The sequence below is a fragment of the Variovorax sp. OK212 genome (assembly GCF_900112425.1).
Classification (GTDB): domain Bacteria; phylum Pseudomonadota; class Gammaproteobacteria; order Burkholderiales; family Burkholderiaceae_C; genus Variovorax.
Genome location: NZ_FOLP01000010.1, coordinates 91204 through 114244 on the forward strand (window position 1 = coordinate 91204; position 23041 = coordinate 114244).

At 69.1% G+C, this 23041-nt stretch carries 23 protein-coding genes and 1 tRNA gene; 16 read left to right on the forward strand and 8 right to left on the reverse strand.

The features are described from left to right. The first annotated feature begins 92 nt into the window (after positions 1–92). Genes BM004_RS25530 through rbsD form a run of 6 tightly spaced genes read left to right on the forward strand, consistent with a single transcriptional unit; the run spans position 93 to position 6197 of the window. Positions 93–1046: a sugar ABC transporter substrate-binding protein gene (locus tag BM004_RS25530; protein ID WP_093130421.1), complete on the forward strand. Its 954-nt coding sequence runs from the start codon at positions 93–95 to the stop codon at positions 1044–1046. Positions 1047–1085: 39 nt separating this feature from the next. Further along, a complete protein-coding gene (locus tag BM004_RS25535; RefSeq protein WP_093217830.1) occupies positions 1086–2705 on the forward strand; it encodes a sugar ABC transporter ATP-binding protein in 1620 nt (539 codons plus the stop codon). Then, the gene (locus tag BM004_RS25540) at positions 2702–3700 is read left to right on the forward strand and encodes an ABC transporter permease (protein WP_093217832.1); all 999 of its coding nucleotides are present in this window, start codon (positions 2702–2704) and stop codon (positions 3698–3700) included. Before BM004_RS25535 ends, BM004_RS25540 begins: the two co-directional genes overlap by 4 nt. A 33-nt stretch (positions 3701–3733) precedes the next feature. Beyond that, entirely contained in the window at positions 3734–4822 is a 1089-nt protein-coding gene (locus BM004_RS25545) for a LacI family DNA-binding transcriptional regulator (RefSeq protein WP_093217833.1), read from the forward strand. After that, positions 4822–5808, forward strand: a complete 987-nt coding sequence (gene rbsK / locus BM004_RS25550; protein ID WP_093217835.1) for a ribokinase — start codon at positions 4822–4824, stop codon at positions 5806–5808. The genes BM004_RS25545 and rbsK overlap by 1 nt, the downstream gene beginning before the upstream one ends. Beyond that, positions 5805–6197: a D-ribose pyranase gene (gene rbsD / locus BM004_RS25555; protein ID WP_093130426.1), complete on the forward strand. Its 393-nt coding sequence runs from the start codon at positions 5805–5807 to the stop codon at positions 6195–6197. Before rbsK ends, rbsD begins: the two co-directional genes overlap by 4 nt. A 52-nt stretch (positions 6198–6249) precedes the next feature. Here rbsD and BM004_RS25560 read toward each other — a convergent pair whose 3' ends face one another. Continuing rightward, the gene (locus BM004_RS25560) at positions 6250–7131 is read right to left on the reverse strand and encodes an MOSC domain-containing protein (protein ID WP_093217836.1); all 882 of its coding nucleotides are present in this window, start codon (positions 7129–7131) and stop codon (positions 6250–6252) included. 133 nt (positions 7132–7264) lie between these two features. Here BM004_RS25560 and BM004_RS25565 point away from each other — a divergent pair, with 133 nt between their 5' ends. Genes BM004_RS25565 through BM004_RS25575 form a run of 3 tightly spaced genes read left to right on the forward strand, consistent with a single transcriptional unit; the run spans position 7265 to position 11106 of the window. Next, the gene (locus BM004_RS25565; protein ID WP_093130428.1) at positions 7265–8401 is read left to right on the forward strand and encodes an FAD-dependent monooxygenase; all 1137 of its coding nucleotides are present in this window, start codon (positions 7265–7267) and stop codon (positions 8399–8401) included. Positions 8402–8452: 51 nt separating this feature from the next. Further along, positions 8453–9175 carry a DsbC family protein gene (locus tag BM004_RS25570; protein WP_093130429.1) on the forward strand — a complete coding sequence of 241 codons (723 nt, stop codon included), beginning with the start codon at positions 8453–8455 and terminating at the stop codon, positions 9173–9175. Next, positions 9175–11106, forward strand: a complete 1932-nt coding sequence (locus BM004_RS25575; protein WP_256220047.1) for a M61 family metallopeptidase — start codon at positions 9175–9177, stop codon at positions 11104–11106. Before BM004_RS25570 ends, BM004_RS25575 begins: the two co-directional genes overlap by 1 nt. Here BM004_RS25575 and BM004_RS25580 read toward each other — a convergent pair whose 3' ends face one another. Together BM004_RS25580 and BM004_RS25585 are read right to left on the reverse strand one after the other, a co-directional pair. Further along, the gene (locus BM004_RS25580; protein WP_093217957.1) at positions 11107–11697 is read right to left on the reverse strand and encodes a DUF2325 domain-containing protein; all 591 of its coding nucleotides are present in this window, start codon (positions 11695–11697) and stop codon (positions 11107–11109) included. A 66-nt stretch (positions 11698–11763) separates the two neighbouring features. Beyond that, positions 11764–12099, reverse strand: a complete 336-nt coding sequence (locus BM004_RS25585; RefSeq protein WP_093130430.1) for an SMR family transporter — start codon at positions 12097–12099, stop codon at positions 11764–11766. Positions 12100–12205: 106 nt separating this feature from the next. Here BM004_RS25585 and BM004_RS25590 point away from each other — a divergent pair, with 106 nt between their 5' ends. After that, positions 12206–12985 carry an enoyl-CoA hydratase gene (locus BM004_RS25590; protein ID WP_093217838.1) on the forward strand — a complete coding sequence of 260 codons (780 nt, stop codon included), beginning with the start codon at positions 12206–12208 and terminating at the stop codon, positions 12983–12985. A gap of 46 nt (positions 12986–13031) precedes the next feature. Here the strand turns inward: BM004_RS25590 and BM004_RS41550 are convergent, their stop codons facing one another. Together BM004_RS41550 and BM004_RS25600 are read right to left on the reverse strand one after the other, a co-directional pair. After that, positions 13032–14306, reverse strand: a complete 1275-nt coding sequence (locus tag BM004_RS41550; RefSeq protein WP_177206602.1) for a hypothetical protein — start codon at positions 14304–14306, stop codon at positions 13032–13034. Continuing rightward, positions 14303–14968 (reverse strand): sigma-70 family RNA polymerase sigma factor, encoded by a 666-nt coding sequence (locus BM004_RS25600; protein WP_093130433.1) that lies wholly within the window; start codon positions 14966–14968, stop codon positions 14303–14305. The genes BM004_RS41550 and BM004_RS25600 overlap by 4 nt, the downstream gene beginning before the upstream one ends. A 137-nt stretch (positions 14969–15105) precedes the next feature. Between BM004_RS25600 and BM004_RS25605 the strand changes: the two genes are divergently transcribed. Continuing rightward, positions 15106–16626, forward strand: coding sequence for a VWA domain-containing protein (locus BM004_RS25605; RefSeq protein WP_093217839.1), 1521 nt, complete (start codon positions 15106–15108; stop codon positions 16624–16626). Between the two features lie 55 nt (positions 16627–16681). Then, positions 16682–16758 (forward strand) — tRNA-Met (locus BM004_RS25610). Positions 16759–16856: 98 nt separating this feature from the next. On the opposite strand, the gene BM004_RS25615 is transcribed toward BM004_RS25610, so the two are convergent. Continuing rightward, entirely contained in the window at positions 16857–18185 is a 1329-nt protein-coding gene (locus BM004_RS25615; protein WP_177206603.1) for a hypothetical protein, read from the reverse strand. A 396-nt stretch (positions 18186–18581) separates the two neighbouring features. Between BM004_RS25615 and BM004_RS25620 the strand changes: the two genes are divergently transcribed. The 4 genes from BM004_RS25620 to BM004_RS25635 all read left to right on the forward strand — a co-directional run bounded on the left by BM004_RS25620 (position 18582) and on the right by BM004_RS25635 (position 20881). After that, the gene (locus BM004_RS25620; protein ID WP_093217960.1) at positions 18582–18932 is read left to right on the forward strand and encodes a DUF2946 family protein; all 351 of its coding nucleotides are present in this window, start codon (positions 18582–18584) and stop codon (positions 18930–18932) included. Positions 18933–19043: 111 nt separating this feature from the next. Continuing rightward, positions 19044–19670: an SCO family protein gene (locus tag BM004_RS25625; RefSeq protein ID WP_093217842.1), complete on the forward strand. Its 627-nt coding sequence runs from the start codon at positions 19044–19046 to the stop codon at positions 19668–19670. 35 nt (positions 19671–19705) lie between these two features. Next, complete coding sequence (locus tag BM004_RS25630) at positions 19706–20185, forward strand: copper chaperone PCu(A)C (RefSeq protein WP_093217844.1); 480 nt, start codon at positions 19706–19708, stop codon at positions 20183–20185. Between the two features lie 177 nt (positions 20186–20362). Next, entirely contained in the window at positions 20363–20881 is a 519-nt protein-coding gene (locus BM004_RS25635) for a hypothetical protein (protein WP_256220048.1), read from the forward strand. A gap of 49 nt (positions 20882–20930) precedes the next feature. On the opposite strand, the gene BM004_RS25640 is transcribed toward BM004_RS25635, so the two are convergent. Further along, complete coding sequence (locus tag BM004_RS25640) at positions 20931–21251, reverse strand: hypothetical protein (protein WP_093217845.1); 321 nt, start codon at positions 21249–21251, stop codon at positions 20931–20933. Between the two features lie 268 nt (positions 21252–21519). Beyond that, positions 21520–23010, reverse strand: coding sequence for a cytochrome P450 (locus BM004_RS25645; protein WP_371270571.1), 1491 nt, complete (start codon positions 23008–23010; stop codon positions 21520–21522). Positions 23011–23041 lie beyond the last annotated feature (31 nt).

The window sequence follows — 23041 nt, forward strand, 5'->3', positions numbered from 1 at the left end:
ACGTTTGCGCAAACGTTTCCCTCAGCTAACATCGGAGCCCCCGGCCCAGACCGGCGTACCGCTCTGATCAACCACCTCAGGAGACATTCACCATGAAGTTCACCCGCCGTACCCTGCAAAGCGCTGCCGCTCTCACGCTGTTGGGCGCCATTGCCGCAACGCCCGCCTTCGCCCAGGACAAGCCGAAGGTCGCGCTGGTCATGAAGTCGCTGGCCAACGAATTCTTCCGCACCATGGAAGACGGCGCCAAGGCGCACCAGAAGGCCCACGCCGCCGAGTACACGCTGGTGGCCAACGGCATCAAGGACGAGACCGACACCGCCGCGCAGATCAAGATGGTCGAGCAGATGGTGGCGCAGAAGATCAACGCGCTGGTCATCGCGCCGGCCGATTCGAAGGCGCTGGTGCCGGTCATCAAGGCGGCCATCGACAAGGGCATCCTGGTGGTCAACATCGACAACCAGCTCGACGCCGCCGCGCTGAAGGAAAAAGCCATTCAAGTGCCCTTCGTGGGCCCCGACAACCGCGCCGGCGCCAAGCTGGTGGGCGACGCGCTCGCCAAGGACCTGAAGTCGGGCGACAAGGTCGGCATCATCGAAGGCGTGTCGACCACCTTCAATGCGCAGCAGCGCACGCTGGGTTATCAAGACGCCATGAAGGCCGCCGGCGTGACGGTGGTGGGCGTGCAGTCCGGCCAGTGGGAAATCGACAAGGGCAACACGGTGGCCGCCGGCATGATGCGCGAGCACCCCGACCTGAAGGCCCTGCTGGCCGGCAACGACAGCATGGCGCTGGGTGCCGTGGCCGCCGTCAAGGCCGCGGGCAAGACCGGCAAGGTGCTGGTGGTGGGCTACGACAACATCGGCGCCATCAAGCCGATGCTGAAGGACGGCCGCGTGCTCGCCACCGCCGACCAGTTCGCCGCCAAGCAGGCCGTGTTCGGCATCGAGACCGCGCTGAAGGCCATCGCCGACAAGAAGAAGCAGTCGGAAATGCCCGCCGAGGTGAAGACCGACGTGGTGCTGGTCACCAAGGACTCGAAGTAAGCGGCCGCCAAAGTGCAGACGTCGACAGCCTCCGCCGCCATGAATCCCCCTGCCGCCCAGCCCGTGCTCTCCCTGAGCGCCATGGGCAAGGACTACGCGGCGCCGGTGCTGGACGACGTCTCGCTGGTGCTCAACGCCGGTGAAGTGCTGGCCCTCACGGGCGAGAACGGCGCCGGCAAGAGCACGCTGTCGAAGATGGTCTGCGGCCTGGTGCAGCCCACGCGCGGCCAGATGCTGCTCGACGGCCAGCCCTTCGCGCCCGGCTCGCGCCGCGACGCCGAGCGGCTGGGCGTGCGCATGGTCATGCAGGAGCTCGGCCTCGTCACCACGCTGTCGGTGGCCGAGAACCTGCTGCTGGACCGCCTCCCCCACAAGACCGGCTGGATCCGTCGCGCCAGGCTGCACGAGCTGGCCGCGCTTCAGCTGGCCAAGATCGGCATGCAGAACATCGACCCGGCCACGCCGGTGGCGCGGCTGGGCATCGGCCAGCAGCAGATGGTCGAAATTGCACGCAACCTGCAGGACGACACGCGCGTGCTGGTGCTCGACGAGCCCACCGCCATGCTGACCCCGCGCGAAACCTCGCACCTGTTCGAGCAGATTGACCTGCTGAAGGCGCGCGGCGTGGCCATCGTCTACGTGTCGCACCGCCTCGAGGAACTGCAGCGCATCGCCGACCGCGTGGCGGTGCTGCGCGACGGCCGCCTGGTCGACGTGCGCGCCATGGCCGGCGTGCGCGAATCCGAACTGGTGCAGCGCATGGTCGGGCGCGAGGTGCACGAGCACGAAGGCCGCGAACGCCGCGTGGCGGGCCCGGTGCTGCTGAGCGCACGCGGCATCGGCCGCGCGCAGGCCGTGCGCGGCGTCGACATCGACCTGCGCGCGGGCGAAGTCATGGGCCTGGCCGGCCTGGTCGGCTCGGGCCGGACCGAACTCGTGCGCCTGCTGTTCGGCGCCGACCGTGCCGACCGCGGCGAGATCACGCTGCACGAGAACGGCAAGGTCACGCATCACGCCCGCAAGGGCTGGCGCTCGCCGATGCAGGCCATCCGCGCCGGCATCGGGCTGGTCACGGAAGACCGCAAGTCGCAGGGGCTGCTGCTGCCGCAGTCGATCCGCGTCAACGCGACGCTGAGCGACCTGGGCGCCGTCTCGCGCGCCGGCTGGCTGCAACCGGCCAAGGAGCGCGGCATTGCGCAGAAGCTGGTGGAGCTGCTGCGCATCCGCTCGCGCAACATCGAACAACCGGTGGCCACGCTCAGCGGCGGCAACCAGCAGAAGGTGGTGTTCGCGCGCTGGCTGCACCGCGAATGCAAGGTGCTGCTGCTCGACGAGCCCACGCGCGGCGTCGACGTGGGCGCGCGCGCCGACCTCTATGCCCAGCTCGACCGCATGACCGACGACGGCCGCGCGCTGCTCATGGTGTCCAGCGACCTGCGCGAACTGATGGCCATGTGCGACCGCATCGGCGTGATGAGCGCCGGGCGCCTGGTCGCGGTGTTCGAGCGCGGCGAATGGAGCGAGCAGTCGCTGCTGGCGGCCGCCTTCAGCGACGCCACCGGACGCGCCGCCAATCCGCAGGCGAGCGCCGCCCCTTCAACCGAGTCAACCGCTTCAGCCGTTCCCGACCAGACCGCGGTCACCGCCGACACACCATGAACGCAGCCACCAAACCGACATCGACCGCCACGCCTTCGGCGCCCTCCGCGCTGAAGGGCCAGCTCGGCACGTACCTGGGCCTCACGGTCGTGCTCGTGGGCATGATCGCGCTGTTCGGCTCGCTGAGCGAATACTTCCTGACGCGCGAGACCTTCGTCTCCATCGCCAACGAGATTCCCGCGCTGGCCGTGATGGCGGTGGGCATGACCTTCGTGCTGATCATCGCGGGCATCGACCTGTCGGTCGGCTCGGTGCTGGCGCTCAGCGCCGCAGTCACCGCCGCCGCCATCCTCGAATGGAAGCTCTCGGTGCCCGTGGCCGCGGTGCTCGGCCTGGTCACCGGGCTCATCTGCGGCACGGTCACGGGCGCGGTGTCGGTCGCCTGGCGGCTGCCGAGCTTCATCGTCTCGCTGGGCATGCTCGAAGCCGTGCGCGGCGGCGCCTACCTGGTGACCGACTCGCGCACGCAGTACGTGGGCGACGCCATCTCGGGCCTGGCCGCGCCGTGGATCGGCGGCATCTCCGCCGCCTTCGTGCTGGCCGTGGTGCTGGTGGTGATCGGGCAGCTGGTGCTCACGCGCACGGTGTTCGGCCGGCACGTGGTGGGCATCGGCACCAACGAGGAAGCCATGCGCCTGGCGGGCGTGGACCCGCGCCCCATCCGCATCATCGTGTTCGCCGTGACCGGCCTGCTGGCAGGCCTTGCGGGCCTGATGCAGTCGGCCCGCCTCGAAGCGGCCGACCCGAACGCCGGCGTGGGCATCGAGCTGCAGGTGATCGCGGCGGTGGTCATCGGCGGCACCAGCCTGATGGGCGGGCGCGGCTCGGTCGTCAACACCTTCTTCGGCGTGCTGATCATCGCGGTGCTGGAGGCCGGCCTGGCCCAGGTGGGCGCGAGCGAGCCGAGCAAACGCATCATCACCGGCGCCGTGATCGTGGTGGCCGTCATCATCGACACCCTGCGCCAGCGCCGTGCCGATCGCCGCCTGGCTTGACGACACCCCACCTCACGAGGAACTGCAAGAACCATGGCCACCATCAAGGACGTCGCACTGAAGGCGGAGGTTTCCGTCACCACCGTGTCGCACGTGGTCAACGACACCCGCCACGTGAGCCCCAAGGTGCGCGAGCGCGTGGAGCTGGCCATTCGCGAGCTGGGCTACGTGCCCAACGCGATGGCGCGCAGCCTGAAGAGCAACACCACCTCGACGCTGGGCATGCTCATTCCGAACAGCTCGAACCCCTACTTCGCCGAGATCGTGCGCATCGTGGAAGACCGCTGCTTCGGCGCCGGCTACACGCTGGTGCTGTGCAACACCGACGACGAGCCCCACCGCCAGAGCGTGTACCTGCAGGTGCTGGCCGAGCGCCGCATCGACGGGCTGATCGTGGTGTCGACCGGCGCGGGCGACGACCATTCGCTGGTGCAGCAGCTGCACGGCCTGCGCGTGCCGACGGTGCTGGTCGACCGCGAGATTGCCGACCCGAGCTGCGACCTGGTGGAAACCGCGCACATGCAGGGCGGCCTGCTCGCGGTGCGCCACCTGCTGTCGCTGGGCCACAAGCGCATTGCCTGCATCGGCGGGCCGGTGGGCGTGATGCCCAGCGAGCAGCGCATCGAGGGCTGGCGCATGGCGCTGGCCGAGGCCGGCGCCACCCCCGACATTGCCGACGCCAACTCGCTGCTGTGGCGCGGCGGCTTCACGAGCCAGGGCGGCTACGAGGCCATGCACGCCATCCTGCGCACCGAGAAGAAGCCGTCGGCCGTGTTCGTCTGCAACGACCTGATGGCCATCGGCGCGCTGCGCGCGGCGCATGAAAGCGGCGTGCACGTGCCCGACGAGCTCTCGATCGTCGGCTTCGACGACATCGAACTCTCGGCCTACACGAGCCCCGCGCTCACCACCGTGGCGCAGCCCAAGGAGCGCATCGGCGCGCTGGCGGTCGACATGCTGCTCGAACGCGTCGGCGGCAAGCGCCGCGACGCGCGCAAGGTGGTGCTGCAGCCCGAGCTGTGCGTGCGCGCCTCGACCGCGCGGCACGCGAGCTTCCGCGAGACCACCGTGCCTGCCAGCGAAACGCCTGCAACGGCAACCCGAAAGTCCCGAACCCCGTGATGTCCGCGAACCCTGTGAGCTCCGTGAACCCGAAGACCGCCTCCAGCAGCCCCCCGCCGCCGCGCATCGTGGTGCTCGGCAGCCTCAACATGGACCTGGTGCTGCGCGTGCCGCACGCCCCGGCGGCCGGCGAGACGCTGCAGGGCCATTCGATCGCCACCATTCCCGGCGGCAAGGGCGCGAACCAGGCCGTGAGCTGCGCGCGCGAAGGCGCCCAGGTGCAGATGATCGGCTGCGTGGGCGACGACGCGCACGGCACGGCCCTGCGCACGGCGCTGGAGAACGACGGCATCGACACCACCGCGCTGCGCACCGTGGCCGGCGAGCCCACCGGCACGGCGCTGATCCTCGTGGAGGACGGCGGCCAGAATCGCATCGTGATCGTTCCCGGCGCCAATGCGAAGGTCCGGATCGACGAGGCCGCGCTGCAACGGCAGGTGCAGGGCGCCGCCTTTCTCGTGACGCAGTTCGAGACGCCGATGGACCAGGTCGCGCGCGCCATCGCGGTGGCGCACGCCGCGGGCTGCAAGGTGCTGCTGAATCCGTCGCCGGTGCAGCCCATTGCCGCGCCGCTGTGGCCGCAGATCGACACGCTGGTGGTCAACGAGATCGAGGCCAAGGCGCTGTGCGGCCAGTCCGCCGACACGCCGCAGGAAGCGGCGCAGGCCGGCCAGGCCCTGCGCGCCAGGGGCATCGCCCGCGTGGTGGTCACGCTCGGTGCGCGCGGCGCGGTGGCGGTCGACGCCAGCGGCGCGCGTCACCACCCCGCGCCGAAGGTGCAGGCGGTCGACACCACGGCCGCCGGCGACACCTTCCTGGGCGCGCTGGCGGTGGCGCTGGGCGAAGGCCAGTCCTTCGACGAGGCCGTGCGCCTGGGCATCCGCGCCGCGGCGCTGTGCATCCAGCAGGCCGGCGCCCAACCCTCCATTCCGCTGCGCGACGCCGTGCTGCGCAGCCCCATGCCACCCGACTGGACCTCGCTGTGAAACGTACCGCCCTGCTGCATGCCGAACTGTCCCACGTGATCGCCTCGCTCGGGCACGGCGACATGCTGGTGCTCGGCGACGCCGGCCTGCCGATTCCCGACGGCCCGCGGCGCATCGACCTGGCCGTGGCGCGCGGCGTGCCGCAGCTGACCGACGTGCTGCAGGCGGTGCTGTCGGAAATGCAGGTGGAAAGCATCGTCGTGGCCGACGAGGCGCTGGACGGTGCGAAGCAATTGCCGGGCTGGTATCCGCGGTCGCTCGGCATCGCGCCGCAGACGGTGTCGCACGAGGAATTCAAGCGCCGCAGCGCCAAGGCCCGCGCCGTCGTGCGCACGGGCGAGTGCACGCCCTACGCCAACATCATGCTGATCGCCGGCGTGCACTTCTGACTTTCGATTTCTCACCTCTGACTTCCGAGCCGCCGGCCCGGCGCCGGTCAGGTCATTCGAACCTGTAGTTCGCGCCCACGGCCTGGCCCACCTTGAGCGTGTATTCCACGCCCTGGATCACGATGCAGTTCATGCCGAAGGTGATGCCGCCGTCCACGCGCGGGTCCTTGCGGTAGGTGCGCAGCATGTCGCCGACCTCCGGGCTGCTCAGGGCCGTGGCCGGGTCGATGTCCGGAATCGGACAGCGCGTGCAGGGCTTGACGGGGCGCAGCTCGGCCTCGCCCTCGGCGGTGCCGATGTGCAGCGCGTCGACGCGGTCCTCGTCGTGCGACTCCATGCCCGACAGCACGATGTTCGGGCGAAAGCGCTCGATGCCGACCGCGTCGTGGCCGGCCGCGGCCAGCCGCTCGTTCAGGTCGGCCAGCGAGCCCTCGCTGGCCACCAGCACCGGGAAGCCGTCGGCGAACTGGTTCTCGGCCTCCACGCCGTCGGTCCACTTCATGCTCGACAGGCGCTTCTGCTCGGGGTCGAAGCGCACCAGCCGCAGGGTCTGCGGCTTGCCGGGCTCGGAGAGAAAGTCGCTGAACCACTGGGCGGCGATGTCGCCCATGTCGTAGGCCGCCACTTCGTCCTTCCACACGCGCACGCGCACCGGCTTCTCGACCCGGTCGAAGGCCAGGTGCAGCGCCAGCATGCCGGGGGCGCGCAGCACCACTTCCATGTGCTTCATCTGCGGCTTGACCAGCGCCATGCGCGGCAGCTGCCGCTGGGTGACGAATTCGCCCTGGGCGTCGACCACCATCCAGGCGCGGTCGAACTCCAGGCCGGTCTCGGTCAGCAGCATTTCGGGGAGCTCGACCCCGGCGCAGGACTTGACCGGGTAGATGAACAGGCGCGCGATGGTGGCTTCGAGGTCGAAAGCGGGCTGGGACACGGTGGGGGTTCCTTGAAATTCGGCGGCAATTGTCCCGCATCGTGTCTCGCGCGCCGCGGCGGCCGGAAGACCTTCGCTTCCCGGGGGAAAGGCGCGGGGCGCGCCCGGGCGGGCTTGTTCTTACAATCGTTTCATGGCTCTCCCCCCAGAAGTTTGCATTCGCGGCGCCGGCATCGTCGGCCGTACGCTGGCCCTGCTGCTCGCGCGCGAGCGGGTGCGCGTCGCGCTGGTGGTGCCGCCGGCCACGCCGGGCAAGGAAGACATCCGCGACATCCGTGCCTATGCGCTGAACACCGCCTCTCGCACCCTGCTCGAATCGCTGCGCGCCTGGCCCGACGCGGCCCACGCCACCGCGGTGCGCGAAATGCTGGTGCACGGCGACGAAGGCGGCCGGGTTCAGTTCAGCGCCGCGCGCCAGAAGGTCGATGCGCTGGCCTGGATCGTCGACGTGCCCGCGCTCGAACAGCAACTGGCCGACGCGGTGCGCTTCCAGCCCCAGATCGAGGTGGTGAGCGCCCCCGTTGCCGCGCCGCTGACCGTGGTGTGCGAAGGCAAGGCCAGCACCACGCGCGAGGCGCTGGGCGTGAGCTACGAGGTCACGCGCTATCCGCAGCACGCGATTGCTGCGCGCATGGAGGCCGAGCAGTCGCACGACGGCATTGCGCGCCAGTGGTTCAACGACAGGGGCGAGGTGCTCGCGCTGCTGCCGCTCGGCGGCACGCACGGCAAGACGGTGGCGCTGGTGTGGTCGGTCGACCAGCTGCGCGCGCCCGAGCTGCTGGCGCAAAGCGACGAAGCGTTCGACACCGCCATCACCGAGGCCAGCCACCATGCGCTGGGCGCGCTCAAGCTCACGAGCGAGCGCGGCGCCTGGCCGCTGGCCCGCGCCATTGCCGACCGCTGGACCGGCGCCATGCCCGGCCAGCCGAACCGTTCCTGGGCGCTGGCGGGCGACGCCGCGCACACGGTGCACCCGCTGGCGGGCCAGGGCCTGAACCTGGGCCTGGCCGACGCGGCCGCGCTGGCCGAGGTGATCAAGAACCGCGACTACTGGCGCAGCGTGGGCGACCCGCGCCTGCTGCGCCGCTACGAACGCGCCCGCCGTGCCGACGTGCTGCAGATGAGCCTGGCGACCGACGGATTGCAGCAACTTTTCTCGCACAACCTGGGTCCATTGCCTGCGTTGCGCAACTGGGGCATGCGCGGTTTCGACCGCACGCGCCTGGTCAAGCACTGGATCACGGCGCAAGCCATGGGGCTGAAGGCCTGACGGCCCGCGGCTTTCGCACCTCTTTTTCGAACCGAACCAACGGATCTCCCGATGACACTCGTACGCAACCTCCTTCTCGCCGCCTGCACGCTGGGCGCGGTCGTGGCCGCCACCGCCGGCGAAGCCGAGATCCGCAAGAACCTGCCTGCGCGCATTCCGCAGTTCCCGCCCATCGAGGAAGTGACGAAGGCGCCGGTGCCGGGCCTGTACGAAGTGCGCGTGAACGGCGCGCAGATCTTCTACACCGACGAACAGGGCAACTATCTGATCCAGGGCAACCTGATCGACGTGAAGACGCGCAAGAACCTGACCGAGGAACGCGTGGAGAAGCTCAGCGCGGTCGCCTTCGACCAGCTGCCGCTGAAGGACTCGATCAAGATCGTGCGCGGCAACGGCAAGCGCAAGCTGGCGGTGTTCGAAGACCCGAACTGCGGCTACTGCAAGCGCTTCGAGAAGGACATGAAGGCGGTCGACAACGTCACCGTGTACCTGTTCCTGTACCCGGTGCTGGGCCCCGATTCGAACGTCAAGTCGCGTGACATCTGGTGCAGCAAGGACAAGGGCAAGGCCTGGGGCGACTGGATGGAAACCAGCGCCAAGCCGGTCACCGCGCCCAGCAGCTGCGACGTGACCGCGCTGCAGCGCAACGTCGACTTCGGCCGCAAGTACAACATCACCGGCACGCCCACGCTGATCTTCAGCGACGGCACCCGCACGCCCGGCGCCATTCCCGCAGAGCAGGTCGAGAAGCAACTCGCCGCCTCGTCCAGCTGATGGCGACGAAGACCCGGACCGCACCGCGCCGCGCCACCGCAGCCGCCACGCCAACAGCCCCCACCGCCCCGGCCACGCCCGCCACCCGCGCCACACGCGCGGCGGCGACGGCTGCCAAGTCCACCGCGGGCGTGCGCTACCGCGTCGAATGCGCGGACCTGCATGCGCATCTCTTCTCCGTCACGCTCACCATCGATTCGCCCGCCGCGCAGCAGCGCGTGGCGCTGCCGGTGTGGATTCCGGGCAGCTACCTGGTGCGCGAGTTCGCCAAGAACCTGCAGGGCCTGCGCGCCACGCAGGGCCGCCGCAAGCCGGCGTTGATGCAGCTCGACAAATGCAGCTGGCTGGTCGAATGCACGCCCGGCCAGCCGCTGGTGCTGCACTACCAGGTCTGCGCCTACGACAACTCGGTGCGCACCGCCTGGCTGGACACCGAGCGCGGCTTCTTCAACGGCACCAGCGTGTGCCTGCGGGTCGAAGGCCAGACCGACGCGCCGCACGCCATGGACATCGTGGCGCCGGCGCTGCCCGCCGATGCGGCACGCTGGTCGTGCGCCACCGCCCTGGTACCGGTGAAGGCCGACAGGTACGGCTTCGGCAGCTACCAGGCCTCGGGCTACGACGAGCTGGCCGACAGCCCGGTCGAGCTGGGCGCCTTCTGGAGCGCCGAGTTCGACGCCTGCGGCGTGCCGCACCGCTTCGTGGTCGCGGGTGCCGCGGCCTCGTTCGACGGCGACAGGCTCATCGCCGACACGCAAGCCATCTGCGAAGCCGAGATCCGCTTCTGGCACGGCGACAAGGCCGGCAAGCGCGGCGGCCCGAAGCTGCCGATCGACCGCTACGTGTTCATGCTCAATGCGGTGGACGACGGCTACGGCGGGCTCGAGCATCGCCACTCCACGGCGCTGATCTGCAACCGCCGCGACCTGCCCCAGCGCGGCGAGAAGAAGAAGCAGCCCGAGGGCTACACCACGCTGATGGGCCTCATCAGCCACGAGTACTTCCACACCTGGAACGTCAAGCGCATGCGGCCGGCCGAGTTCGCGCGCTACGACTACAGCCGCGAGAACTACACGCAGCTGCTGTGGTTCTTCGAGGGCTTCACCAGCTACTACGACGACCTGCTGCTGCGCCGCGCCGGGCGCATCGACGACTCGGCCTACCTGCGGCTGCTGAACAAGACGCTCAACCAGGTCATGCAGACACCGGGCCGCCTCGTGCAGCCGGTGGCCGACGCGAGCTTCGACGCCTGGGTCAAGTACTACCGCCAGGACGAGCAGACGCCCAACAGCACGGTGAGCTACTACACCAAGGGTGCGCTGGTGGCGCTGTGCTTCGACCTGACGCTGCGCCACGAAGGCAAGGGTTCGCTCGACGACGTGATGCGCCACCTGTGGACGCACAGCGGCGGCGGCCCGATCAGCGAGGCCGACATCGCGGCCGCGCTGGAGGCCGTGAGCGGCCGCTCGTACGCGGACGAACTCGCGCGCTGGGTGCATTCGACCGACGAACTCCCGCTCGCGCAACTGCTGCGCGTGCACGGCGTGGCCACGCTCGAAGACCCGTCGCAGCAGGCGCAGACGCTCGGCATGCGCGTGACCGAAGCCAGCGGCAGCGTGCAGGTGAAGGTGGTGCTGCGCGGTGGCGCCGCCGAGAAGGCCGGGTTCTCCGCCAACGACGAGTGGATCGGCATCGAGCTGCCCGCCACCGGCAAGAAGAGCTCGAGCGGCTCGCAACGCCCGGCGCAGGCCTGGCGCATCGCCAAGCTCGACGACCTCGCGCTGTACCTGGGCGATGCCACGAAGTGCACGGCCATCGTCGCGCGCGACCGCAAGCTCATCAAGCTGCCACTCGTGCTGCCGGCCGGCGTGACCACCTGGCGCCTGTTCGCGCACGACGCCACCAAGGTGGCGAACTGGTTGAAGGGCTAGCTAGGCGCTTTCCGCCGCGGCGGGGTTGCGCACGAACAGCATCGGCTGCGGCTCGCCCACCAGCACGCAGGGCTTGCCGGTGCGCCGGCAATGGTCCTGCACGCGCCAGTAGGCGCCGTGGCTCACGCAGCCGGTCTGGCAGATCACGAGATCGGCCGCGCGCAGGCTGGCTTCGAGCGCGGGGTCGTCCGCGTCGTCGCCGCCGTCGTGGTGCAGGTAGCGGCCGCCGGCAATCTCGACCAGCTGGCGTGCCAGCGACGGTGCCTCTGCTTCATCCTGGTGGCCGACGCACAGCACGGCCTTCTCGCGCAGGTCGGCCGGCACTTGCGGCGCAGGCGTCATGAGGTGGCGCCGGCTGCCCGGCGCCAGCAAGCCGCTCAGCCGCTTGGGCAGCGCCGCACCGGCGGCGGCCCGCACCGCAAGCTCCTCTCGCACGATGGCAATGGCCGAGTCGCGCGCCACCAGGGCGCCGCGCAGGCGCACGATCTGCGCCTCCAGCCTCTCGACGAGCGCGGCCTGCTCGACCAGCAGGCGCGAGCAACGCTCCTGCACGCGGGCATAGGCCCGCAGCAACACGGCATGTTCTTGCATCGGCAACTCCATGCCTGGCATTCTAGATGAGAGCAATTCTCAACTAGAGACGGTCGCCCTTGCCGCTCAGTGGGAAACCGACTTCGAGAACACGTTCACCACCACCACGCCCGCAATGATCAGCCCGAGCCCCGCGATGGCCGGGCCGTCCAGCTTCTGGCCGAACCACAGCCAGCTCACCAGCGAGATCAGCACGATGCCCACGCCCGACCAGATCGCGTAGGCGATGCCGGTCGGAATGGTGCGCAGCGTGAGCGAGAGAAAGAAGAAGGCCACCACGTAGCCGGCCACCGAAGCCAGCGTGGGCCACAGCCGCGTGAAGCCGTCCGAGCCCTTGAGGAAACTGGTGGCGATCACTTCGGCCACGATGGCGACGAACAGGTAGGCGTAGTTGGAACTCATGGCGGGCACTCTATGGGAACTCGCAGCGCCCTGCCACCCGCACCGGCCATGCTGGGTATAGTGAAGCGCGTTTTTCCCCGTTCCCCCCGTTCCCCCCGGAGACACCATGAGCTACGAAAACATCGAAGTGCGGACCGAAGCAGGCAAGGTCGGCATCATCACCCTCAACCGCCCGAAGGCACTGAACGCGCTCAACGATGCGCTCATGACCGAGCTGGGCCAGGCCCTGAAGGCCTTCGACGCGGACGAGGCCATCGGCTGCATCATCCTCACGGGCAGCGAGCGCGCGTTTGCCGCCGGTGCCGACATCGCCGCGATGGCCAAGTACAGCTTCATCGACACGTACAAGGGCGACTACATCACGCGCAACTGGGAAACCATCCGCTCGATCCGCAAGCCGGTGATCGGCGCGGTGGCCGGCTTTGCATTGGGCGGCGGCTGCGAGCTGGCGATGATGTGCGACTTCATCATCGCGGCCGACACCGCCAAGTTCGGCCAGCCCGAGATCAAGATCGGCGTGATCCCCGGCGCCGGCGGCACGCAGCGCCTGCCACGCGCGGTGGGCAAGAGCAAGGCCATGGACATGGTGCTCACCGCCCGCATGATGGACGCCGCAGAAGCCGAGCGCGCGGGCCTCGTGAGCCGCGTGGTGCCTTACGAAAAGCTCGCCGACGAGGCGCTGGGCGCCGCCCTGATCATTTGCGGCTTCTCGCAGATCTCGGTGATGGCGGCCAAGGAATCGGTGAACCGCGCCTTCGAAGGCGGCCTGAGCGACGGCGTGATGTTCGAGCGCCGGCTGTTCCACGCGCTGTTCGCCACCGTCGATCAGAAGGAAGGCATGGACGCCTTCCTGAACAAGCGCGCACCGGACTTCAAGAACGCCTGACCGCCCTGATCGCAGGCTCGCCCGGTCGCCTGCCGGGGTCTTTCGTTCAGCGCGCCAGCAGCGAGCGCAGCGCATCGAGCGCCTGCGCCGGCGGGGTGCCGACCCGTGCGGTGCCGCCGGGCTGCGGCGTCCAGCGCACCTGGTCGCCCGCGATCTCGAGCACCGCGACCAGCGTGTCGCCGCGATAGAGCGACAGGCGCGCCTCCACCGGTGCGTCGAGCGATGCATCGGGTGCGGTGGCCGAACGCGCCACGGTGCCCACCAACGCAGCAAGCCCTTCGACATCGCCACGCGCGCGCCGCGCGCCGGCGCCTGAGCTGAGAGACGTCCACCGCTCCAGCGCGGAGAAGGACGACGGTGCGGCGGCTTGAAGCGGCGCCGCTTTCGCCGCGCGCGGTGCGCTGTCGCGCAACGCGCCGGACGCCTGCGCGTTGGCGCCGCCGCCCTGGCTGGCGAGGGCCGATGCGTCCTGCGATTGGCGCGCGAGCGGTGCGGCGGCAATGGCCGGCGGGGGTGCCGCGGCTGGAGCAGGAGCAACGGGGGCTGCGGGAGCAGCAGGTGCGGCGTAGGCGCGCTGGCGTTCGCTTTCCACACGCGCTTCGCGGCGTTCGTCCTGTGCGGGTGCGGGCGCCGACTGCTCGGCCACGATGGCTGGAGGCTCAGGGGCCACGGCCACGGCCACGGCCGCGGGCGCGGGCGCCGCCTGCTTGCGCGACGGCTGGGCGCGCTCGGTTTCCTTCGCTGACGCTGCTTCGCGCAGCGCCTTGGCGCGCTGCTCGGCGGCAATCGCGGGTGCAGGTGTGGCGGGAGTCGGCGCGGCAGCCGGCGCCTGCTTCGCCGCAGCCGGTGGTGGCGGTGCGGGTTCAGGCGCGGTGGCCGCCGCGGGTGCCGCGGGTGCCGCGGGTGCCGAAGATGCGGCAGGCGCTTGTGCTGCGGGCGAAGCCGCCCCGCCGACACGCGCCTCACCGTCGAGCCACGCCTCGGGCACCGGCTCGCTGCGCCACAGCACGGTGACGAACGCCGCCACGAGCACCGTGGCGAAGGCCGCATTCCACGGCATGCGCGAACGCGGCTCACCAACGCCGAACAGGCGGCGCCACCACGGCAGCACGCTGGCGCTGTTGGCGGCAGCGCCCGACGCCGGCATCGGCGCCGCGGCCAGGTTGTGCGCCATCTTCAGGATCGCGTCGCGCGTGCGCGGATCGGGCGCGGCGTCGCGGTCGGGCGCGTGGTCCAGCGCGCGGCGCAGCGCCGGGTCGCGCAGGTCATCGCCGCGATCGCGATCGTTGTCGTTGTCGAAGCCGGTGGTGTTGCCGCTCATGCCCGTTGCTCCAGCACCGCCAGGTAGCGCTCCATGCAGGCACGCAGTTTCTGCAAGCCGTAGCGCAACCGGCTGCGCACGGTCTCGAAGCCGATCTCCAGGCTCGACGCCAGCGCCTCGACAGTCAGCCCGTCTTCATGGTGCAGCAGGAACGCGGCGCGCTGGTCGGTCGGCAGTTCGTCGAGGCAGGCCAGCAGCCGCCGGCCGGCGGCGCGCCAGAACGCGAGTTCTTCGGCCGACGGATGCGCGGCTGCATCGACCGCGCCGCGCACCCCGCGCTCGAGCGTGGGCACGGGGTCGCTGTCGTCGTCGGCATGCGCGTCGAGCGTCACTTCGCGCCCGCTCACGCGCAGGCGGTCCATGGCCAGGTTGTGCGCGATGGTGAAGGCCCAGGTGCGCCAGGTCGCGCCCTGCGGCGAGAAGCTCTCGCGCGCCGAGATGATCCGCACCCAGGTGTCCTGGAACACCTCGTCGGCCTGCGCCGCGAGCCGCGCACCCAGCAGCCGCTTGACGAAGCGGAACAGCCCGCCTTCGTGGCGCGCATAGAGCACGTCGAACGCGGCAGCGTCGCCTTGCGCGTAGGCCAGCATCAACTGGTCGTCGGGCATGGCCTGGCGCTCGAGGGCGTTCTTGGCGGAAGGGGCGCGGGGGAGCGCGGACATCGAAGGATTCTCACCCGAGCTTGTACGGGCGGCGAAAGGCATCGGGGTTCGGAGCGGCAAAAAAAGATCGCGCGGGCTTGACCCCGTTCCGCACGGCCCGCCGTATCAGCCTGCATCCAACCACCCGGAGTCCTTCCATGACCCACGCTTTCGCCCCTCGGTTCCGCAGGCCGCTCGTCGTGCTGCTGTGCGCCCAACTGCTCCTGTCGGCCTGCGGCGCCACCGAGCCCCCGGCGATGGCCGGTGCCGTGCAGTGGCCGACGCCGGCGCCCGACAGCCGCGCGCAGGTGATGCAGGCCGTGCCGAATTTCGAGGCACCGTCGGCCACCGGCTGCGCCCGGCCGATCCAGACGCACGAGACGCCGGGCATGCAGCGCAACGCGCAGCTCGAACGGCGCGACACGCGGGAACGGCGCGCGCTGGCCGATGCGTCGGCGCCGCCGGAGGCGCTGCGCAAATCGTCGCGCGCGGAGGTCGCGGGTGCGCTGGCCGCGCCGGTCGCGCCGATGGCCGAGGCGGCTGTTGCGATGCCTGCGCCTGTTGCTCCCGCCTCTCCTGCTTCTCCCGCCGTGCCGCGCATCGCCGCCCAGCCGCCCGCCCAAGCCCCTCGCCCCGCCAACGAACCCGTCACCGCCGGCATGGTCGACGACAACGCCGACTTCGGCGAGTACACGGCCTTCCGCGAGCGCACGCAGGTGGTCCACCGCGAACGCGACATCAGCGCGCGCTACCTGCTGCAGGTGCGCGACGCGCGCGGCACCGTCGTGCCCGATGCCGAAGTGGCCGTGCAGGCGCCGAGCGGCGCCGCCATGTGGGCCCGCACCGACGCCGGCGGGCGCGCCTGGCTTCACCCGAACGCCTTCGACAAGACGCACAGCGAGGTGTATGAAGTCACCGTGCGCAAGAACGGGCGGCAGGGCACGGCCTTCCTGCAGCGCGGCCAGAAGAACGCCGTCGACGTGGTGCTCGACGGCAAGCCCGGCGAGGCGCCGAAGCGCGCAGCGCTGGACCTGGTCTTCCTGATCGACGCCACCGGCTCCATGGACGACGAGATCGCCAAGCTCAAGACCACGCTGCGCACCATCGCCGACCAGGTGGCCAAGCTGCCGAGCCGTCCCGACACCTGCTTCGGCCTGGTGGCCTACCGCGACCGCACCGATGACTTTCTTGTGCGCCGCCACGACTTCACCAACGACCTGAACGCCTTCCAGGGCGTGCTCGACAGGCTGCAGGCCGCGGGCGGCGGCGACTACCCCGAGGCCATGAACGAGGCGCTCAACGAGACCGTCCACAAGCTCAGCTGGCGCGGCAACGGCACCACGCGCCTGGTGGTGCTGCTGGCCGACGCGCCGCCGCACCTGGACTACGGCGGCCCGCAGTACGACGACGACATGGTCGCCGCGCTGGGCAAGGGCATCAAGGTGTTCAGCGTGGGCGCGTCGGGCCTGGACAAGCAGGGGGAGTACATCCAGCGGCAGATCGCGCAGTACACGGGCGGGCGCTTCGTGTTCCTGACCTACAAGGAGGCGGCGAACCCGGCGAGCGGTGCGGGAACGCAGACCGTACACGACGTCGGCAACTACTCGGTGCAGACGCTCGACAAGCTGGTCGTGCGCCTGGTTTCCGAGGAATTGGGGAAGTTGCCGGCGGGGAGTTGAACTCGGCCCAAAACCTGGGCTATAATTTTTGGCTCGGTGCTAAACAGCATTGAACGGCTCTTTAGCTCAGTCGGTTAGAGCGATGGAATCATAATCCACAGGTCCGCGGTTCGAATCCGTGAAGAGCCACCAACAATAAAAGCCTTGCAGGTCAATGACTTGCAAGGCTTTTGTCTTTTCCGCCGCAGAACGAAACCACAGGCGGGTCGGCCTGCGGTTTCCCTGAGCGTTCAGAGGTTCTTCAACGTGTCCAGCTGCGCCTGCGTCAGGCCGCGCTGGTAGGCGAAATTGGTCTTGAAGTTGTTGGCGATGTCCGCGGCCACCGTGTCGATCGCGGTCGCTCGCGCGTTGACATCGGCAGCGGTGCGGCCGGTGTCCGTTCCATCCGTCAACAGGAAGTTGACCAGCGTGACGCTGCCTCCCGCCGGCACCGTGATGTTGAACTTGAATATCAGCGCGTCGTCGCCGTCCGGGGTGTGCAGCGCCGTCGCGGACAGGTAGGTCACGCTGTCTGCCGCACCGAACACAAAACCGACGTCGCGATCGCCCGGAGAGCCATCCCAGGTGGTCAAGGCCTTCGAGGTGGCACCGGGCGTGGGATAGATGATGCCGCTGCTGTCCGAACCCAGGTCGGATGCGTAGGCCACCTCGGCCACGATCGCTGCCGCACTCGGATTGTGGAAGACGTCGGTGAACCGCCCCCACAGCACATTGGGCTGCGTGTAGAAGGTTCGTTGCACCTCGAGGCCGCCCGCGGTGCGCACGCCGGAGCGCACGTTCTGCGACATCTTGGAAGCCGACACGGTCCAACCTGTGCCCTGCGCCTCGAAATCGCCGTTGACAACAAACTCATGGCTGGAGCCGTCCTGCACCGAGACGTTGTCGATGACCATGCCGCTCACGACCACACGCTGCTCGAACGACAGCACCACCGTCTGCCCGGCGAACGAGGTGAGCGAGGCCGAGCCCCACGTTCCCGTTTCACCGTTCACGTCCAGCTTGTACAGCGTAGCCAGGATCGCGCCCGCCGTGTCGCGCACGACAACTTGCCCAAAAATCGTGTCGTCCCGCAAGCTGCCGAGGTACCGGTTGCCGAAACTGCGATTGCCGACCCAGGACATCGAGATGCCACCGGTCGCGGTGCCGAGGTTCAAGGTTTGCTGCAGGCGCACTTGCGTGCCCGGATGCAGCAACGCGTACCCGCCTGTGCCGACGCCCGAAAAACCAGGGTCGGAAGTGAACGAGACCAGGAGCTGGCCATCCGCCGCGCCCAACTCCGGACCCAGCGCCGTCAGTTCCGCATAGAGCTGGTCCGAAGGGAATACATCGGTGCTCGCGCCGACCTTTACCGAGAGCGCCAAGGCGGTGTCGAATTGATCGTCGCCACCGTCTTCCAGCGAAAAGTCCAAGTTCAGGTCCCAGACATTGGCTTGGCCGGGCGCTTGCGCGCCGCCGCTGTCGGTGGCGGCGATGGTTTGCAGGAACGCGACGCCTGCGGGCAGCGCCGTCGGCGTCGCCAGCTCCGGTCCGGCCGGCACCACCGGCACCTCCGGCACCACCTCTGGCGGCGCCGGGGGTGCCGCAGGCGGCGGCTCCGCGGGTGGCGCAGCCGCGATGGGAGGGAAAGCGAATCCGCTTGCACCACCGCCGCCCCCGCCACATCCAGCCAACACTGCTGCCCCGACCATCGTGAGAGAAAACTTTCGCCGATCCATTCGCAAGCTCCTGAGTAAGAACTGAAAAGCAGGACGCAGCCCAAAATGCAACCGAAGCGGATCGCATGTAACCAAACGTCCATTCAAGGGGAGCGATTGAATCTGCTTTGGGATTGCGCAGATATCCCCGGAACTAGGGATAAGTGCATCGATTTCGCGAAATTCCGCTGTGCCCGATAATCCGCGCCGATGCCCACGCCTTCCCGCCCCGCACCCCAGGCTCGCGCCACGCGCGCGGGCATGCGGCCTCCCGGCGCCGGGCTGATCCGCTGGGTCCTGCTGTGGTTCGCCCTGTCGATCGGCGTGGCCGTCGCCTCGCCGGTGGTGCACCCGCAAACGGTCGAACTGGTCTGCTCGGCCACCGGCTCGGTCAAGGCCATCGTCCACACCGACGACGGTGCGCAGGAGTTCGGTGCTGGCCACATGGACTGCCCGTTGTGCGTGCTGGCCGGCGCGCCGCCGGCAACGCCGGCCGTCGAACTGCCCGTGCTCATGCCGCTGGCCCGTGCGGTCCAGCCGATTCCGTCCGCGCACATCGCCGCGGCCACCGCGGCGCCCTTGCCGGCGCGCGGGCCTCCTTCGCTCTCCTGACCTTTCGTCTTCAGTTCGTCCGCGCGTGATGCCGCCTCCTGGCGAGGCGCATCGCGTGCGTTCCCGCAACGAGCCGGCGCCAGCCGCGGCGCCGCAGAGAGCTTTTCTTCCATGAACCACGTATCCCACACCACCCGCCGCGGCCTGCTGCTGGCCGGCGGCGCAACGGCCGCGCTCGCCGTGCTGTCCCTCGCTGGCTGCGACCGGATCCTGCCCGCCAGCTTCAACGGCGTCGACATCACCGGCGCCAGCTACGCGCAGGACTTCCGCCTGACCGACGCCGACGGCCGCGAGCGCACCCTGGCCGACTTCAAGGGCAAGGCCGTGATGATGTTCTTCGGCTTCACCCAGTGCCCCGACGTGTGCCCCACCGCACTCGTGCGCGCGGCCGAGATCAAGCGGCTGCTCGACGCGGACGGCGATCGCCTGCAGGTGATCTTCGTCACCGTCGACCCCGAGCGCGACCTGCCGGTCGTGCTCAAGGCCTACACGCAGGCCTTCGACCCCAGCTTCATCGGCCTGTACGGCGACCTGCAGAAGACCGCCGAAACCGCCAAGGCCTTCAAGGTGTTCTACAAGAAGGTGCCCACCGGCTCGTCGTACACCATGGACCATTCGGCCTTCAGCTACGTGTTCGACCCCAAGGGCAAGATCCGCCTCGTGCTGCGCCACGAGCAGGGCGCGCAGGAATGCGCGCAAGACCTTCGCCAGATCCTCGGCAAAGCCGCGTCCGCCTGACTCTCACCTCCAGCCAACCCAAGGAAATCACTTTCATGAAAACCATCGCATACATCGCCCTCACCGCAGCCGCCTTGCTCGCAGCGGGCGCCCACGCCCAGGTCACCGTCAAGGACGCGTGGGTGCGCGCCACCGTGCCGCAGCAGAAGGCCACCGGCGCGTTCATGCAGATCAACGCCGCGAAGGACACGAAGCTCGTCTCGGCCACTTCGCCCGTCACGCCCGTGGTCGAGGTCCACGAGATGGCCATGCAGGACAGCGTGATGCGCATGCGCCAGGTGCCCGCGCTCGACGTGCCGGCCGGCAAGACCGTCGAGCTCAAGCCGGGCGGCTACCACGTGATGCTGCTCGACCTGAAGCAGCAGGTGAAGGAAGGCGACACCGTGCCGCTCACGCTGGTGTTCGAGGGCAAGGACGGCAAGCGCGAATCGGTCGAGGTGAAGGCCCCGGTGCGCGCGCTCAATGCGTCGGCGCAGCCCGCGCCGTCCATGGGGCACGGCGACCACAAGCATTGAGCCGGCGAATGCAAGCGGGCAGGCGCCCGTTTGTCAACATTTTGTGAACTAAGACCGAAGAAATACCCTGTTCCGGGTATGGCCCTTGACCACCATGTACACAAGAATGATCATTTGCTAACAATTGTTGACATTTGATCCCGCTCGTCGGCGGGGAGCGTAGACAGGGGATCTTCGGTGCCGCTTACCTACCTGCTCCACCTGGAGCACGCGCGCTTGCCGCTGCACGTGACCGACGCGCAAGACGTCCGGCGCGTGTCGGTGTTGAAAGCCACAGGCCTGGTCGAGGCCGAAATCGATCCGGCGTTCGACCCGGGCGGCAACTACAGGCTCGCTCAGGCCGCGCTGGTCGTGTGCATCACCGACGACGGGCATGCCGAGATCGCCAGCATGCGCAGCCGCAAGCGCGGCGCGAAGATCAGCAGGGCCTCGGCGCCACAGCCGCCACAGCCGCCAGCCAGGCCCAAGGGTCCGGACGCGCTCGCCTACCTGCACCGGATCGCCGGCGCGTCGTTCCCGCTGCGCGTGGACAACCACGACGAGATCAACTGCATCGAGGCGCTGAAGCAGGCCGGGTTCGTCGACGCGGCCATCAGCCCCGCGTTCACCTGGAAGGACAGCAGCGAACCGCAGGAGCTCGCGATCGTCCGGCGCATCACGCCGCTGGGGCGCGCGCAGTTGAAGCGGGGCAGATAGCCGACGATCCGTGCTTCGAGGAACTACAGCCGCGATGCGGTGCGACCGTTCAGGGCCTGGGGGCGGACAGCGCTTCGCACTGCACTTCAATGTCGGCGTGCAGCATTCCCAGCGAAGCGATCACAAGCCGTTGAAGCGACGCGCGATGCGTCGCGTCGAGCAGAGACCCGACAGCGTCACCACGCTCTTCGTCCCACGCGAGCAATTGCATCAGCGTGTGCGCCCCATCGATCACGTCACGTGCATCGTTGAGGAACGCGGCACGCTGCCGCGCCCGATGATCGAGCCCCTCCAACAGGTTCCAGGCAAACGGCTTGAACTGGGCGCCGGCATGCGCGGCGCGTGATGATGATGATGACGAATCGGCCATGGAGGCCTCCCTTCGGTTCGGCTTTGCAACAACCACGCACCACGCTGCTAAACGAAGGCGGCGGCTCGAACGGGTTAGCAGACCGGGAACCGCTAGGCGAAACCGGCAGGGCGCGAGCCCTCCCATCCGAGCCGCCTAAAAGGAAGCCGGAATAGAAAAGCCGCAACACCATTGCGGTATGCGGCTTTCACCGCGGTTCTTTCGGGCTGCTAAACCCGGCCCCGCTCATCGCAGGGCGGACTGAATGTAGCGGCGCACTCCAGCCGCGTCAACCAGCCGGCGACACGCGCAGGTGCAACGGACTCGCCGGACGCAGCGTCACGTTAAGCACCGGTCGCGGTGCCTCCTGCCCTTCGGGCACCGACAGCACATGGCGTTGCAGCAGCATCGCCGCCACCACGGTCAGCTCGGTCATCGCCAGGTGCTGGCCCAGGCACACACGCGGGCCGGCACCCAGCGGCATGTAGGCCCCGCGCGGCACTTCGGGCGCACCGGGGGCAAAGCGCTCGGGACGAAACGCCAGCGGCTCCTCGAACCAGCGCGGGTCTCGTTGCATGAGCTGCACCGGCACCATGAACATCGTGCGTGCCGGAAACTGCCAGGCACCCAATGTCACTGGCCGTGTCGCCCGACGGCTGAACAGAACGGGCGCGGCGGGATAGAGGCGCATCGCCTCCTGCAGCGTGCGGGTCAGCGCGGGCATCGCAGTGAGGTCTTGCGCCGTCGGCGCGCGACCCTGCTGCCGCTGCTTCACTTCGTCGGCAGCCTTGCGCTGCGCTTCAGGGTTGAAAGCAAGGCACCACGCCCACCACGTGAGCGTGGCCGCGACGGTCTCGTGCCCCGCAAGGAACGCGGTCATGCATTCGTCGTGCACGGCCTGCAACGGCCACGCCGCCGGATCGTCGCGGTGCAGTTGCAGAAGGCGCGTGAGCAGGTCGTCGGGGCGCTCTTCCGGCGCCATGGCCGAGCGCGCGCGCAAGTGGTTGTCGATGAGCGTGCGCAGCATCGCCTTTGCATTGCGCTTGGCGCGCTTCCACGGCATCGCGTCGGGCCAGCTCGCAGGCCAGTAGAACTCGCTGTCTGCGGCCGTGCCGACGATGTGCACGGCCTGCGCGACCCGTGCCGCGTCGTCGCCGATGGGGCGCGAGAACAGCATGCGCACGATCACGTCCATGGCCAGCGTGGTGAGCGCGCTTTCGATCGGCCAGCGGGCCTCGTCGCCGCGCGGCCATGACCGCATCGCAAGCTCGGCCGTCTCCGCGATCGTGGGCACGAAGCTCTGTGTCGACTTCGGCGAAAACGCAGGCTGCAGCGCATGCCGCTTGTCGCGCCACGCCGCGCCCTCGGACACCAACACGCTGTGGCCATGCACCTGCGAGAACACGCGCATGCCGCGCTCCCAGCGAATGAGGGCATCGTGGTTCGCGACCAGCAGCTCGCGCACCAACGCCGGATCGGTCACGACGACCTGATGCTCAGGCCAGATGCGCAGGTGCACCAGGTCGCCATGGCGTTGCTGCCAGTCGCCCAACGTGCCCAGCAGGTCGCGTGACATCTGGTTGAGCAGGCCCCAGCCCGTGATGCCGGAGGGCGGCCCGGGCGGCCAGTGGCCGAGGGGGTGGCGCACCGGTGCACTCAGAGGCGCCGTCGCGTGCATCGGGCACGCGGAGGAAGAAGAAGAAGAAGAAGAAGAAGAAGAAGAAGAAGAAGAAGAAGAAGAAGAAGCGGTGTTCATGCCCCGCATGGTTCCCCGTTTCATGCGCACCGTCTTGAACCGAAACGACACGCGT

Coding starts and splice junctions, on each gene's coding strand:
- BM004_RS25575 (WP_256220047.1), top strand. CDS start 9,175: ATGGCGACGAAGACCCGGACCGCACCGCGCCGCGCCACCGCAGCCGCC.
- BM004_RS25540 (WP_093217832.1), top strand. CDS start 2,702: ATGAACGCAGCCACCAAACCGACATCGACCGCCACGCCTTCGGCGCCC.
- BM004_RS25580 (WP_093217957.1), bottom strand. CDS start 11,697: ATGCAAGAACATGCCGTGTTGCTGCGGGCCTATGCCCGCGTGCAGGAG.
- BM004_RS25570 (WP_093130429.1), top strand. CDS start 8,453: ATGACACTCGTACGCAACCTCCTTCTCGCCGCCTGCACGCTGGGCGCG.
- BM004_RS25545 (WP_093217833.1), top strand. CDS start 3,734: ATGGCCACCATCAAGGACGTCGCACTGAAGGCGGAGGTTTCCGTCACC.
- rbsK (WP_093217835.1), top strand. CDS start 4,822: ATGTCCGCGAACCCTGTGAGCTCCGTGAACCCGAAGACCGCCTCCAGC.
- BM004_RS25585 (WP_093130430.1), bottom strand. CDS start 12,099: ATGAGTTCCAACTACGCCTACCTGTTCGTCGCCATCGTGGCCGAAGTG.
- BM004_RS25590 (WP_093217838.1), top strand. CDS start 12,206: ATGAGCTACGAAAACATCGAAGTGCGGACCGAAGCAGGCAAGGTCGGC.
- BM004_RS25645 (WP_371270571.1), bottom strand. CDS start 23,010: ATGAAACGGGGAACCATGCGGGGCATGAACACCGCTTCTTCTTCTTCT.
- BM004_RS25620 (WP_093217960.1), top strand. CDS start 18,582: ATGCGGCCTCCCGGCGCCGGGCTGATCCGCTGGGTCCTGCTGTGGTTC.
- BM004_RS25640 (WP_093217845.1), bottom strand. CDS start 21,251: ATGGCCGATTCGTCATCATCATCATCACGCGCCGCGCATGCCGGCGCC.
- BM004_RS25565 (WP_093130428.1), top strand. CDS start 7,265: ATGGCTCTCCCCCCAGAAGTTTGCATTCGCGGCGCCGGCATCGTCGGC.
- BM004_RS25530 (WP_093130421.1), top strand. CDS start 93: ATGAAGTTCACCCGCCGTACCCTGCAAAGCGCTGCCGCTCTCACGCTG.
- BM004_RS25625 (WP_093217842.1), top strand. CDS start 19,044: ATGAACCACGTATCCCACACCACCCGCCGCGGCCTGCTGCTGGCCGGC.
- BM004_RS41550 (WP_177206602.1), bottom strand. CDS start 14,306: ATGAGCGGCAACACCACCGGCTTCGACAACGACAACGATCGCGATCGC.
- BM004_RS25605 (WP_093217839.1), top strand. CDS start 15,106: ATGACCCACGCTTTCGCCCCTCGGTTCCGCAGGCCGCTCGTCGTGCTG.
- BM004_RS25600 (WP_093130433.1), bottom strand. CDS start 14,968: ATGTCCGCGCTCCCCCGCGCCCCTTCCGCCAAGAACGCCCTCGAGCGC.
- BM004_RS25630 (WP_093217844.1), top strand. CDS start 19,706: ATGAAAACCATCGCATACATCGCCCTCACCGCAGCCGCCTTGCTCGCA.
- BM004_RS25535 (WP_093217830.1), top strand. CDS start 1,086: ATGAATCCCCCTGCCGCCCAGCCCGTGCTCTCCCTGAGCGCCATGGGC.